Here is a 14,178-nt window from a genome sequence, read left to right as displayed (position 1 = left end):
GATATATTTACGATCGGCAACGCTCGGTTCTGACGTCGCCTGATGGCTCTACGCCACACTCCGAAGGGCCATGGCGCGCCGCCGAGAATAGCGCATTTCGGGCCTGGCTTTAACGGGGTGGCAGCTGCTGCAAGCGCTCCAGAATGTCGAGGACGACCATTCGGGGTGGCCGCTCATCGGTTTCCACCACCAGATCGGCGATTTCCCGATAGAGCGGGTCGCGCAGCGTCAGCAAATCCCGCAAGGTTTTTGCAGGATCAGCCGTGCGCAGCAACGGGCGATTGCGATCGCGGGCAGTGCGGCCCACCTGCTGCTCGACCGACGCATGCAGATAGACAACCCGACCACCGGCATGCAGCGCGCGACGGTTTTCATCGCGCATCACTGCGCCACCACCGGTCGCCAATACCACGCCATCGCAGCCGCACAGTTCGGCAATCATCGCCTGCTCGCGGTCGCGAAAGCCCAGTTCGCCTTCCTTATCGAAGATCCATGGGATATTGGCACCCGTGCGCAATTCAATTTCCTTGTCGGAATCTTTGAACGGCAGGCGCAGCTCTTTGGCCAGCAAACGGCCGATGGTGCTTTTTCCAGCCCCCATCGGTCCTACAAGAATCAAATTTCGCACAGAATCAACGACTCACAGCAATCGCCTGGTTATTCATAATACGCGGAGTCAGGAATACCAGCAGCTCGGATTTTTTCTCCGCCAGCACATCGCGCCGGAAAAGGCGGCCAAGATACGGCACATCGCCCAAAAATGGCACCTTATCTACCACTTTGCTTTGGGTATTGGAGAAAACTCCACCGATGACGATGGTCTCGCCATCCTTGACCAGCACCTTGGCGTTGACCTCGTTTTTCTTGATCGGCGGCACATCGTTGAGCTTGTTCAGGTAGTCGGGCTCGTCCTTGGTGACCTTGACCTCCATGAACACGTGGCCATCGGGGGTGATCTGCGGGGTTACTTCCAGCGACAGCGAGGCCTCCTTGAAGGACACCGACGTGGCGCCGCTGGAGCTGGATTCCTGGTAGGGAATTTCGGTGCCCTTGAGGATGCGCGCGGTTTCCTTGTCGGACGTGACCACCTTGGGCTGCGAGACGATTTCACCGTTGCCGGTTTTCTCCATGGCGGTCAGCTCAAGGTCCAGTAACAGGTTGTCGGTGATAAAGGCGAGGCCGAGGCCGGAAGTCCCCGCCAGCGAACCCATGTCGACAAACGGCGAACTGGGTGGGTTTTCCGGCAATTCGGCGCCTTCGGCGAGCGGCTTGTTTATCCCCCCCGCATTCCAATTGCCCCGGTTTAGCCGACCACCCCAGCGTACGCCCAGGCTTTTGTCGTAATCGACGTTGGCTTCGACAATCCGCGCCTCAATCATCACCTGGCGCACTGGCACATCCAACTGCGCCACGATGCGTCGCAACTCGTCGAGTCGCTCGCCGGTCTGGTAGGCAATGATGTTATTGGTGCGATCATCGACTGCCACTGAGCCCCGCTCATCCGTGACACCTTCCAGGCCACTCACCGACTGGAACAACTTGGCCAGGTCAGCCGCCTTGGCGTAGTTGACCTGCAACAGCTCGCGACGCAAGGGCGCCAGTTCGGCAATTTGCTTGCGCGACTCCAGCACCAGCAGTTCGCGGGCAGCGAGCTCTTCGGCAGGCGCCACCAGCAACACCCCCGCTTGCACTCGTTTGTCCAAACCCTTGCTTTGCAACACCAGGTCCAGCGCCTGATCCCACGGCACGTCCTTGAGCCTCAACGTGATCGAGCCTTGCACCTCATCGCTGGCCACGAGGTTCAAGCCGGCCACGTCGGCAATTTGCTGCAACACGGTGCGCAGCTCGATGTTTTGAAAGTTGAGACTCAACTTGTCGCCGCTATAGGTGCTCACAGGCGCACTGACAGGTGGTGGCAGTTGGATCAGATCCACGCGATTGGGCACAGCGAAGGCCATCGGTGCTGTGAACGCTATCCATAGCGCCACACCGAAGGACGAGAAAGTCCTTTTCATTGTTTGATTCCGTTATGAGTTGACGTTTAACAAGAGGATTCGCGAGCGCTCCAGCCAGGCGCCCCTTTCATCTGGAAACAACTCGGCCAGCTCCATTTGCTGAGCCTGAATGGAGGTCACCCGACCATGGTCCGGCCCCAGATAGTCACCGACCGCAAGCCGGTGCACTGTTGACCCAGCACGCAGCAGGACAAAGGTTTGCCCGCCACGTGACAGCGTGCCGACCATTTCAAACCGGTCGACCGACACACTTTCTAGCGCCCCACGGGCCCGGGTCAGGTCCGGCGCGGGCGCAGGCCGGCCAGGCAGATAATCGATTGGCGACACCGCCGACTGAAAGGGGTCACGCAGGGAAGACGCCGCGTAGACAAAACGCTTCCCCGGTTCGACTGGCAAGCCAGGCTTGCCGTGCGGTGATGCGCTGCGATAGGCCTTTGCCAGTAGATCGAGACGCAGCATCGAGCCGTCCCGGCGAAGCGCCAAATCATGCACTGTGACGATTCGCGGCAAACCACCCAAGGCACTGACGAACGCAGCCAAGTCGTGATAGCCGCCAAATACACTGAGCTGCACGGGCTCCTCGACATAAAGCGCACCAGGCTGTTCATCCAGCACGGTGACATCCTCGACCACCAAACCGTTGGCCGCGGCCAGTCGCGTGATGTCATCCAACAAGCCAGGCATGTCGGACACACCGGGCAGCTGCCGTAAAAGCCCCGACACGTTGTCCTGCATCACCTGAACCTGACGCGTGCGACTGTCGAGACTGGAAGCAACAGCGTTTTTTTGCTCAAGCTCATGCTGCAAGACGACTTCACGCGCCTCAGCCGCCTTCAACTGCTCACGGGATGGGCCCACGACCAACCCATCACCCACCCACAACACCACGCCTGCGAGCGCGCAGCCCAACAGGGCCTTACCCGGCAGGGGCCATTTGGTAGCGTTGTGAGAGAGTGTGGATAAGTCGAGCCTGGGCAGGCTCAAGGCTGGGCCTCGGTGGACTCACCCTGGCGCACCATCAATTGAAACTCGTTGTTTCCGCGCCCGCCCTCTGCACGCACATGCTGCAACTGCGTGGCATGGGTACCTTGCGAAGCCTCCAGGCGCCGCATCAGTTGGGCGATATCCTGGCTGGATTCGGCACTGCCGCTGACGCTGATCGTGTCGCCGTTGGCCACCACTTCGTGCAGGTGCACGCCCTCGGGCACCGCCCGGGCCAGTTGATCAAACATCTGGGTGCTGGAGGAGCGGGCATCATGCAGGTCCTGCACGACTTTCATCCGCTCAGCCAATTGCTGGCTCTGCTCCTGCAGGCTGTCGATGGTCTTGATACGCGCGTCGACAACGGCCACTTCCTTGTTCAAATGGCTGTTGCGCGCCACTTGTCGGTCGATGGCCTGATCGATCACCTGGTCTGCCAGCCACACCGCTGCGAGTGCGGCACAGCCGAACGCCAGCAAAAACATCAGAAAGTATTTGCGCTTGCGCTGCTCCAGCGCCTGGCGCCAAGGCAAAAGGTTGATGCGTGTCATCAAGCAAAACTCCTCAGGGCCAACCCGCAAGCAATTCCCATCCCTTGGGCATCCACGGCCCATTGTGCGCCATCGACTCGATGGCCCGGCGTGAAGCTGGCGAAATCCTGACTGCAAGCGCGCTCCAATGCAAACCCTTCGACGTCCACCACCTGTGCCACGAGGCCCGCGCGGGTCAAAACCGTTGCGCGCGCTTCGACTTGCTCCCTGAGGCAGGCAGCCAGCAGCACCTCTACCCGGGCAGGGTCCTGGGGTGAAGGTCCCTTGACCTGGAAGTCGATGGCCACCTCATCCAGCGGGTAGGGAATGTACTGGTCGGCTTCCATCTGGATCCGCCAGACCATTTCTTCGTCGCTGAGCCCTGCCTCCAACTCGATCACGCGCGTAATGACTGAAGGCCCGGCAACGGCAACCGCCGCCAGCCGCGTGGAGGCCAGCGACCGGGACACAGCCTCGTGCAAGGCGTGCCCGACTGCCTCAAGGTCCAGCAGCGTGCCATCAACCACGGCATGGGCCGCCAACGCCTGCGTGGCATAGCCCCGCACCGTAAACCCACTGCCTGAACGACCCAGCTCAATCAGCTTGATCCCGGCATCGTTGATATCGATACCCAGGATGCTGTCGTTTTTTCGCCTGAAAAATCCCTTTCTCATAAAACTCCCTAAAACTTTGCCTGTCATACCAGCCTGATTGCCGCTGGGCGCCCTGCATTCGGTCGGCTTGTTTAAGTGGTGCGAATGACGCCCCAAGCCGAAAAATGCTTTAATGCCCAGCGTTTTTTCCCGCTTTTTATCTGCAGCTCGGGTCGATCCATCGTTTGCCATGCATGCCCCGACGCGTAACTCTTTCTTTTCTCTGGAAATCCAAAAGCCTTGATTCGTCTGCTGAAGTTTTTCGGGTACTCCATTGTCGCGATTGTCTGCGGGCTGCTGCTCGTGCTCAGCGGTGCCTACCTCTACCTTAGTCCGGGTTTGCCCTCCGTAGAGGCCCTCAGAAGTATCCAGTTGCAGATTCCTTTGCGGGTCTACAGCAGCGATGAAAAGCTGATCGCGGAGTTCGGCGAAATGCGCCGCACACCGATCCGTTTCGCCGATATTCCGCCTAATTTCATCAGCGCCTTGCTGTCGGCCGAGGATGATAATTTCGCCAACCACTACGGTGTCGACCCCAGCAGCCTGGTGCGTGCGGCCACCCAGTTGGTAAAAAGCGGACACATTCAATCCGGTGGCAGCACCATCACCATGCAGGTGGCGAAGAACTTCTTTCTCACCAGCGAGCGCAGCTTCTCGCGCAAGGCCACCGAGATCCTGCTGGCCCTGCAAATCGAACGTCAGCTGACCAAGGACGAGATCCTTGAGCTGTATGTGAACAAGATCTACCTGGGTAACCGCGCCTACGGGATCGAAGCCGCGTCCCAGGTGTATTACGGCAAGTCCATACGTGACGCCAGCCTGGCGCAGATGGCCATGATTGCCGGCCTGCCGAAAGCCCCTTCACGCTTCAACCCCCTGGCCAACCCGGCGCGCAGCAAAGAGCGTCGCGACTGGATCCTGGGGCGCATGTACAAGCTGGGCAAAATCGACCAGGCCGCCTATGAAAGCGCGGTGGCCGAACCGCTGAACGCCAGTTACCACGTGCCGACGCCGGAAGTGAACGCGCCGTACATCGCTGAAATGGCCCGCGCCGAGATGGTCGGCCGCTATGGCAGCGATGCCTACACCGAAGGCTTCCGTGTGACCACGACGGTGCCGAGCGACCTGCAGGAAATTGCCAACAACTCGGTGCACTCCGGGTTGATCACCTACGACCAGCGTCACGGCTACCGTGGCCCCGAGTCGCGCCTGCCGGGCAAGACCCTGAGCGCCTGGACCACCGAACTGGGCAAACAGCGCCCGATCAGCGGGCTGGAACCGGCCATCGTCACCCAGGTGAAGAAAGATGGCGTGCAAGTGCTGACACGCACCGGCGAAGCCCATGTGAGCTGGGACAGCATGAAGTGGGCACGCCCATTCCTGAACACCAACAGCATGGGCCCGATGCCCAAGCAGCCGTCTGACGTTGCGCAAGTGGGTGATCTGATCCGCGTGCAGCGCCAGAAGGATGACAGCCTGAAATTCAGCCAGGTACCGCTCGCCCAAGGTGCGCTGGTGTCCCTGGACCCGCAGAACGGTGCGATTCGCGCGCTGGTCGGTGGTTTTGCCTTCGAGCAGAGCAACTACAACCGCGCCACCCAAGCCAAGCGCCAGCCGGGTTCGAGCTTCAAGCCGTTCATCTACAGCGCCGCCCTGGACAACGGCTACACTGCCGCGAGCCTGGTCAACGATGCACCGATCGTGTTCGTCGACGAGTACCTGGACAAGGTCTGGCGCCCGAAGAACGACACCAACACCTTCCTCGGCCCGATCCGCGTGCGTGAGGCGCTGTACAAGTCGCGTAACCTTGTGTCGATCCGCTTGCTGCAAGCGATGGGCGTCGGCAAAACCATCGACTACATCACGCGCTTTGGCTTCAACAAGTCGGACTTGCCGCCAAACTTGTCCCTGGCGTTGGGCACCGCGACCCTCACGCCCATGGAAATTGCCACGGGCTGGAGCACCTTTGCCAACGGTGGCTACAAAATTTCGCCGTACCTGATCGACAAGATCGAAAGCCGCAATGGCGACACCCTGTTCACCGCCAACCCGCCACGGGTGCCAGGCGATGTGGTCAACGGCGTAGCCGCTACCGATGGCCTGGCAGCGCCGAGCCACGGCGGTATCACCATCGAACCGACGCCGGGCACAGCGCCAGCCGCAGGCACGACTGCACCGGCAGACCCACAGGCACCCGCAGTTGCCGAGCGCGTGGTGGATGGCCGCACCACCTACATCCTCAACAGCATCCTTGAGGACGTGATCAAGAAAGGCACCGGCCGCCGCGCCCTGGCCTTGGGCCGTGCGGACATCGCGGGCAAGACCGGTACGACCAACGATTCCAAGGATGCCTGGTTCTCCGGCTACAACGCCGACTACGTGACCACCGTCTGGACCGGCTACGACCAGCCGGAAAGCCTGGGCCGCCGTGAGTTCGGTGGCACCGTGGCGCTGCCGATCTGGATGAGCTACATGGGCGCAGCCTTGAAAGACAAGCCACTGCACACCCAGCCAGAGCCTGAAGGCATTCTCAGCCTGCGGATCGACCCGGTCAGCGGCCGTGCGGCCTCGCCAAGCACGCCGAATGCGTACTTCGAACTGTTCAAGAGCGAAGACACGCCGCCGTCGGTCAACGAACTGGGCAATGGCGTTGCACCGGGCAGCCCGCTGCCGGCGGATGAGGCAGCGCCGATCGATCTGTTCTGACGGCCGTCGCGGGCACGATCAACCTTGTAGGAGCCGGCTTGCCGGCGATGGGGCCTTCAAGCCCTGCGGTGACCTTGGGGTCGCCATCGCCGGCAAGCCGGCTCCTACAAGGACCGTGTCAGGCAACAAAATTCAGGTACAAAAAAAGCCCCGACTCGCAAGAGCCGGGGCTTTTTGTTGGTGCGCTACAACGGCTTAGCCGTTGAACACATCATCCACGCTTTTCAGCGGGTAGTGCTTCGGATACGGCAGGGTAGCCACGCCGGTCTCGATAGCGGCCTTGGCCACGGCATCGGAGATCAGGGTGATCAGGCGCTTATCCATTGGTTTCGGGATGATGTACTCACGACCGAATTCCAATTTGATACCGCCGTAGGCATCGCACACTTCCTGAGGAACCGGCAGCTTGGCCAGTTCACGCAGGGCATTGGCAGCCGCTACTTTCATTTCTTCGTTGATGCGCTTGGCGCGAACGTCCAGGGCACCACGGAAGATGAACGGGAAGCCCAGCACGTTGTTGACCTGGTTCGGGTAGTCCGAACGGCCGGTTGCCATGATCACGTCGCTACGGGTGGCGTGAGCCAGTTCCGGAGAGATTTCTGGATCAGGGTTGGAGCAGGCGAACACGATCGGGTTGGCCGCCATGGACTTCAGGCCTTCAGCGCTCAGCAGGTTCGGGCCGGACAGGCCAACGAATACGTCTGCACCGTCAAGGGCGTCAGCCAGGGTGCGCTTCTCGGTGGCGTGGGCAAACATCGCCTTGTACTGGTTCAGGTCGGTACGCTCGGACTGGACCACGCCCTTGCTGTCGACCATGAAGATGTTTTCCAGCTTGGCGCCCATGCTCACCAGCAACTTCATGCAGGAGATGGCCGCAGCGCCAGCGCCCAGGCAGACGATCTTGGCGTCAGACAGGGTTTTGCCAGCGATTTCCAGGGCGTTGATCATGCCGGCCGCGGTGACGATCGCGGTGCCGTGCTGGTCATCGTGGAATACCGGGATGTCGCACTGTTCGATCAGGGCCTTTTCGATCTCGAAGCACTCAGGTGCCTTGATGTCTTCCAGGTTGATGCCACCGAAGGTGATGGAAATGCGCTTGACGGTGTCGATGAAAGCCTGCGGGCTTTCGGAGTCGACTTCGATGTCGAAAACGTCGATGCCGGCAAAGCGCTTGAACAGCACGCCTTTACCTTCCATGACTGGCTTGGAAGCCAATGGGCCGAGGTTGCCCAGGCCCAGAATCGCGGTGCCATCGGAAATCACTGCAACCAGGTTGCCTTTGCCGGTGTACTTGTACGCCAGTTCAGGGTCGCGGGCGATTTCACGTACGGGCTCGGCAACACCAGGGCTGTAGGCCAGCGACAGGTCGCGAGCGGTGGCAGTGGCTTTGGTGAGCTCTACACTCAGCTTTCCTGGACGAGGATGGGCATGATATTCGAGAGCGGCAGTTTTCAAATCAGACATATCGGCATTCCGCTTTTACTGTTGGTCGACGGACCGCCGAGGATACGCGTGTCGCAAAGTCCCCACAAGACTGGGCAGTCACAGGTGTCAAGGGCCCTGCGCTACGACTTTCGGCCAAGACCCACGGGATACAAGGGCTCAACTGTTCACAATCGACTTAAAAAATGTCTACAATTTTTTCTTCAAGACCGATTTATCGAGCTTCCCGCCAAATCACAGGCACAAAAAAGGCGCCCACAAGGGGCGCCTCTTTCATCAGCATGGAAAACCGCAGCTTTCCAGGTTGATCGGCCTTAGGCCTTTTTGGCACCGAAAGCACCGAAACGGTCAGCAAAGCGCTGTACACGGCCGCCGGTGTCCAGAGTCTTCTGCTTACCGGTGTAGAACGGGTGGCACTCGTTGCATACGTCAGTACCCAGTGGCTTGCACAGGTTCGAACGGGTTTCGAACTTGTTGCCGCAGCTGCAGGTGACTTCGATGGTTTCGTACGCTGGATGGATATCGGCTTTCATGGCACTTCCTCGGGCTAGCGTGCCGCCACTCGACACTATTGTCGAATACCGCACGTAATTAGGCCGCGGATTCTACCAGACCTTTTTAAACGCGCAAGCGGCGGTGCCGGCCGATTCCACACATATAAGCCCCTTTCATCAGAAAAACTACCGGTTCACCACACTCCATGTGGGAGCCGGGCTTGCCCGCGATGACGGTGCGTCAGGCAGCCAATCTTGCGTCTGATACGCCGCCATCGCGGGCAAGCCCGGCTCGCACAGAAGTGCTGTCTCCTGCACCGGAGACAGGACACCCCCACCGCAGGTCTGCTAGGCTCCCGCCCCTGCGCCACTGCCTGCCTTTATAGATGAGACCCCCGCGTGCCCGACGCCATTTTGCGCCTAGCCCTGCCTTCGCCCCTGCGCCGCCTGTTTGACTACCGGGCTCCGGCCGGCGTGTCGCGTGCGCAGTTGCAGCCCGGCATGCGCGTGCGTGTGCCGTTCGGGCGCCGGGAAATGATCGGCATCCTGGTGGAAGTCGCCGATCACAGCGAAGTGCCCGCCGAGAAACTCAAGCCCGCGCTGGCCATGCTCGACGCCACCCCGCCGCTGCCGCCCGCCCTGTTCAAGCTATGCCTGTGGACGGCCCAGTACTATCAGCACAGCCTGGGCGACACCCTGAGCTGGGCGCTGCCGGTGCTGCTGCGCCAGGGCGAGTTGGCTGAAGCACGCCAGGAACGCTTCTGGTCGATGGCGCCCGGCGCCCGTCTCGACGACCCGCGTATCGCCCGCGCCCCGCGCCAGCGCGAAGCCCTGGCCACCCTGGCCCAGCACCCGCACGGCGTGGCGCATCAACTGCTAAGCAAGCTGATGCTGAGCAAAGACAGCCTCGACCTGCTGCTGGCCAAGGGCCTGGTGCAGGTGGAAATCCGCAAGCACGCCCCCGACCCGCGCCACGATCACTGGCTGGCTCAACCGGAATTGCCGCTCAACCCCGAGCAACGCGCCGCCTATGAGGCGATTCGCGCAGGCTTCGACAGCTTCCATGCGTTCCTGCTGGCCGGCGTCACCGGCAGCGGCAAGACCGAAGTGTATTTGCAGTTGATCCGCGAAACCCTGCAGGCCGGCAAACAGGCGCTGGTGCTGATCCCCGAGATCAACCTGGGCCCGCAAACCCTGGCGCGCTTCGAGCAGCGCTTCAATGCGCGTATCGCCCTGGTGCACTCGGCGGTCAACGACCGTGAGCGCCTGGAGTCGTGGCTGGCGGCCCGGGACGGCGAGGCCGACATCATTATCGGCACCCGTTCGGCGCTGTTCACCCCGATGAAAAACCCCGGGCTGATCATCATCGACGAAGAGCACGACGGCTCCTATAAACAGCAGGAAGGCCTGCGCTACCACGCCCGCGACCTGGCCCTGGTGCGCGCACGCCAGGAAGACATCCCGATTGTGCTGGGCTCGGCCACACCGTCCCTTGAGAGTTTGCACAACGCCTACACCGGCCGTTATGGCCTGCTGCGCCTCAACGAACGGGCCGGGGGCGCCAAGCAACCGCGCTTCCTGCGCCTGGATGTAAAAAGCCGCCCGCTGGACAGCGGCATTTCCGGGCCGATGCAACAGGCCATTGGCCAGACCCTCGCGGCTGGCCAGCAAGTGCTGGTGTTTCTCAACCGCCGAGGCTTTGCGCCGACGCTGTTGTGCCATGACTGCGGCTGGATGTCTGAATGCGAACGCTGCGACGCGCGCATGACCGTGCACCAGCGCTATGGCGAGTTGCGCTGCCATCACTGCGGCCACGTAGAGCGGGTGCCGCGCCATTGCCCACAGTGCGGCAAGGTGGACTTGCGGCCCGTCGGCGCGGGTACCGAGCGGGCCGAAGAGCGCCTGGGCATCCTGTTCCCGGACTACCCTGTGCTGCGGGTCGACCGTGACAGCACTTCGCGCAAAGATGCGATGAACCAGCTGTTCGCCACCATCCAGAAAGGCCAGCCGTGCATCCTGATCGGCACGCAGATGCTTGCCAAAGGGCATCACTTCCCACGGGTGACCCTGGTGTCGATCCTGGACGCTGATGGCGGTTTGTTCTCCGGCGACTTCCGCGCCAGCGAGCGCATGGCGCAGTTGATCGTACAGGTCGCCGGCCGTGCCGGGCGCGCCGAAGAGCCGGGCAAGGTGATTATCCAGACGCACCTGGCCGACCACCCGCTGCTGATCCAGCTAACAGAACAAGGCTACTTTGCCTTCGCCGAACAGGCGTTGAGTGAGCGCCGTGCGGCGGGCCTGCCACCGTTTTCCCATTTGGCGCTGTTGCGGGCCGAAGCGCACAAGCCCGGGCAGGCAGAAGGTTTCCTCGATGAGGCGTGCAGCGCCGCCGAGGGTTTGCTGGGCGAGCTGGGCCTGACGGGCATCGAACTGCTCGGCCCCGTGCCCGCCCCCATGGAACGCCGCGCCGGGCGCTATCGTGCTCAGCTACTCTTGCAGGCAACGTCCCGCGCGCCATTGCATCGGCTATTAAGTAGCTGGTTGCTTGCCCTGGAGCAAATGCCCAGCGGCCGGCAAGTGCGATGGTCGTTGGATGTCGATCCCGTAGATTTGTATTGATAGAAATTCCGTTATCGCAGGCAAGCCAGCTCCCACATTTTGAAATGTGTGCACCGTTAAATGTGGGAGCGGGCTTGCCCGCGATGAGGCCCGCAGGTCCGTCAACCCGTCTGAACGGTTGGCAAGCCCGCCCTCGCCACGGATAATGCCCAGTTTTTCCACCTGCGCATCGCGCGCCGCCGCTTGCGGTCGAAAGAGAACACCATGAAAGACACCATTCGCCAGCTGATCCAACAAGCCCTCACCCAACTCGTCAACGAAGGTGTGTTGCCTGAAGGCCTGACGCCGGCGATCCAGGTGGAGAACACCCGCGACAAGACCCACGGTGACTTCGCCAGCAACATCGCGATGATGCTGGCCAAGCCGGCCGGCATGAAGCCGCGTGACCTGGCGGAAAAACTCATCGCCGCCCTGCCGGCTGACGAAAGCGTCACCAAGGCCGAAATCGCAGGCCCGGGCTTCATCAACTTCTTCCAGAACACCCAGGCTCTGGCTTCGCGCCTGGACGCGGCCCTGGCCGATGCCAAGATCGGCGTGCGCAAGGCTGGCCCGCTGGAACGAGTAGCCATTGACCTGTCGGCCCCCAACCTGGCCAAAGAGATGCACGTGGGCCACCTGCGCTCCACCATCATTGGCGACGGCGTGGCCCGTGTGCTCGAGTTTCTCGGCGACACCGTGATCCGCCAGAACCACGTGGGCGACTGGGGCACCCAGTTCGGCATGCTGATGGCGTACCTGCAGGAAAACCCGATCACCAGCAACGAGCTGTCGGACCTGGAGAACTTCTACCGCGCCGCCAAGAAGCGTTTTGACGAATCCGAAGAATTCGCCGACCGCGCCCGTGGCCTGGTGGTCAGGCTGCAAGCCGGTGACGAAGAGTGCCTGGCACTGTGGAACCGCTTCCGTGAGATTTCCCTGTCCCACTGCCAGGAAATCTACGAGCTGCTCAACGTCAAGCTGACCATGGCCGACGTAATGGGCGAAAGCGCCTACAACGATGACCTGATCAACGTGGTCAACGACCTCAAGGCCAAGGGCTTGCTGGTTGAGAGCAACGGCGCGCAGTGCGTGTTCCTCGAAGAATTCAAGACCGCCGACGGCGAGCCGCTGCCGGTGATCATCGTCAAGGCCGATGGCGGCTACCTCTACGCCACCACTGACCTGGCGGCCGTGCGCTACCGCAGCGGCGTACTCAAAGCCGACCGCGCCCTGTACTTCGTCGACCAGCGCCAGGCCCTGCACTTCCAGCAGGTGTTCGAAGTGGCGCGTCGCGCGGGCTTCATCACCCACCCGATGCACATGGAGCACATGGGCTTCGGCACCATGAACGGCGCCGACGGCCGTCCGTTCAAGACCCGCGACGGCGGCACCGTGAAGCTGATCGACCTGCTGACCGAAGCCCAGGAGCGCGCCTACAACCTGGTGAAGGAAAAGAACCCGGAGCTGGCCGAGGCCGACCTGCGCAACATCGCCCGCGTGGTGGGCATTGGCGCGGTGAAATACGCCGACCTGTCCAAGCATCGCACCAGCGACTACAGCTTCAACTTCGAGCTGATGCTGAACTTCGAAGGCAACACCGCGCCGTACCTGCTGTACGCCTACACCCGCGTAGCCGGCGTGTTCCGCAAGCTGGGCAAGGACTTCAGCGAAGTGGAAGGCCACATCGTGCTGGACGCCCCGCACGAGCAGGAACTGGCCGCCAAGCTGGCACAGTTCGGCGAAGTGCTGAACAGCGTCGGTGAGAAAGGTACGCCGCATATCCTGTGCACCTACCTGTACGAAGTCGCCGGCCTGTTCTCCAGTTTCTACGAGAACTGCCCGATCCTCACCGCAGACGACGAAGCCCAGAAGCAAAGTCGCCTGCGCCTCGCCGCACTGGCTGGACGGACCCTCAAGCAAGGCCTGGAGCTGTTGGGCCTGGAAACTCTGGAGCGTATGTAAGTTGGCTGCCAAGAAAAAACCTGCACCCAAGCGCGGCGCCAGCCGCTACCAGGCCCCGGCGAAGAAGCCTATTCCAGGCTGGTTGTGGATGGCCATCGGCCTGGCGGTCGGTGCGTTTGTCGTGATCCTGATGAAGCTGGAGCCGGGCAAGGGCGATGACGTCAAACGGGTCAAGCAAGAGCAGCAGAAGGCCACGAAGATCGCCGAAGCCAACAAGACCGCGCCAAGCCCGACCGCACCGGTGAAGCCGAAGTACGACTTCTACACGCTGCTGCCGGAATCGGAAGTGATCGTGCCGCCTGACGCCGTGCCGGAGAAAACCCTGCCGACGCCACAAGTGCCGACCACGCCGGTAACGCCAGCCGAAGCCGCGAAAATCGACACCGCCCGCGCCCAGGCAGCGCTGGCCGGGATTACCCCGCCGCCACCGCCACCGGTGGCGACTACCAAGGCCGCGCCGGTGACCAAGTTCTTCCTGCAGGCGGGTTCGTTCCCGAAACAGGCGGACGCGGACCGCGTGCGTGCGCAGATCATTCTGTTGGGCCAGGCCGTGACGGTCGAGTCCGGCACGGTGAAGGATGCGACCTGGTATCGCGTGCTGGTGGGGCCGTTCAGTAACCGTGAACAGCTGACCGTGGCGCAGAAACAACTGGCCGGCGCCGGCTTTAGCAACCTGTTGTTACAACAACGCCAAAGCCGCTGACACAAGCTCAACGCGGGACAAAATGTGGGAGCTGGCTTGCCTGCGATTACGGTGTAACAGTCAATATTTTCAGTGACTGACACACCGTAATCG

General features: G+C 61.6%; 11 protein-coding genes. 4 read left to right on the top strand and 7 right to left on the bottom strand.

Annotated features, from left to right (window positions below; translation table 11 throughout):
- Positions 1-109 precede the first annotated feature (109 nt).
- The 5 genes from aroK to pilM all read right to left on the bottom strand — a co-directional run bounded on the left by aroK (position 110) and on the right by pilM (position 4,200).
- Entirely contained in the window at positions 110-628 is a 519-nt protein-coding gene (gene aroK, locus AC07OV_RS24945; protein WP_017138567.1) for a shikimate kinase AroK, read from the bottom strand.
- Between the two features lie 4 nt (positions 629-632).
- Complete coding sequence (locus tag AC07OV_RS24940; protein ID WP_494998600.1) at positions 633-1,958, bottom strand: type IV pilus secretin PilQ; 1,326 nt, start codon at positions 1,956-1,958, stop codon at positions 633-635.
- 69 nt (positions 1,959-2,027) lie between these two features.
- The gene (locus tag AC07OV_RS24935) at positions 2,028-2,999 is read right to left on the bottom strand and encodes a pilus assembly protein PilP (protein WP_494998570.1); all 972 of its coding nucleotides are present in this window, start codon (positions 2,997-2,999) and stop codon (positions 2,028-2,030) included.
- The gene (locus tag AC07OV_RS24930) at positions 2,996-3,547 is read right to left on the bottom strand and encodes a PilN domain-containing protein (protein WP_178918594.1); all 552 of its coding nucleotides are present in this window, start codon (positions 3,545-3,547) and stop codon (positions 2,996-2,998) included. Before AC07OV_RS24930 ends, AC07OV_RS24935 begins: the two co-directional genes overlap by 4 nt.
- Positions 3,547-4,200 carry a type IV pilus assembly protein PilM gene (gene pilM, locus AC07OV_RS24925; protein WP_495093195.1) on the bottom strand — a complete coding sequence of 218 codons (654 nt, stop codon included), beginning with the start codon at positions 4,198-4,200 and terminating at the stop codon, positions 3,547-3,549. Before pilM ends, AC07OV_RS24930 begins: the two co-directional genes overlap by 1 nt.
- A 222-nt stretch (positions 4,201-4,422) precedes the next feature.
- Here pilM and AC07OV_RS24920 point away from each other — a divergent pair, with 222 nt between their 5' ends.
- Positions 4,423-6,885 carry a penicillin-binding protein 1A gene (locus AC07OV_RS24920; protein ID WP_494998598.1) on the top strand — a complete coding sequence of 821 codons (2,463 nt, stop codon included), beginning with the start codon at positions 4,423-4,425 and terminating at the stop codon, positions 6,883-6,885.
- A gap of 195 nt (positions 6,886-7,080) precedes the next feature.
- Here AC07OV_RS24920 and AC07OV_RS24915 read toward each other — a convergent pair whose 3' ends face one another.
- Both AC07OV_RS24915 and rpmE read right to left on the bottom strand, forming a co-directional pair.
- A complete protein-coding gene (locus AC07OV_RS24915; RefSeq protein WP_176997232.1) occupies positions 7,081-8,349 on the bottom strand; it encodes a malic enzyme-like NAD(P)-binding protein in 1,269 nt (422 codons plus the stop codon).
- A 293-nt stretch (positions 8,350-8,642) separates the two neighbouring features.
- A complete protein-coding gene (gene rpmE, locus AC07OV_RS24910) occupies positions 8,643-8,861 on the bottom strand; it encodes a 50S ribosomal protein L31 (RefSeq protein WP_010213765.1) in 219 nt (72 codons plus the stop codon).
- Between the two features lie 360 nt (positions 8,862-9,221).
- Between rpmE and AC07OV_RS24905 the strand changes: the two genes are divergently transcribed.
- The 3 genes from AC07OV_RS24905 (at position 9,222) to AC07OV_RS24895 (ending at position 14,085) form a co-directional block, all read left to right on the top strand.
- Positions 9,222-11,441, top strand: a complete 2,220-nt coding sequence (locus AC07OV_RS24905) for a primosomal protein N' (protein WP_494998569.1) — start codon at positions 9,222-9,224, stop codon at positions 11,439-11,441.
- Positions 11,442-11,645: 204 nt separating this feature from the next.
- Positions 11,646-13,382, top strand: coding sequence for an arginine--tRNA ligase (gene argS / locus AC07OV_RS24900; RefSeq protein ID WP_495093176.1), 1,737 nt, complete (start codon positions 11,646-11,648; stop codon positions 13,380-13,382).
- A 1-nt stretch (position 13,383) separates the two neighbouring features.
- The gene (locus AC07OV_RS24895) at positions 13,384-14,085 is read left to right on the top strand and encodes an SPOR domain-containing protein (RefSeq protein WP_016972721.1); all 702 of its coding nucleotides are present in this window, start codon (positions 13,384-13,386) and stop codon (positions 14,083-14,085) included.
- Positions 14,086-14,178: the final 93 nt, after the last annotated feature.

The organism is Pseudomonas sp. GW821-FHT09A09 (assembly GCF_059418405.1).
Note: the sequence above shows the minus strand (reverse complement) of the source record. Positions and strands in the feature narration are given on the sequence as shown.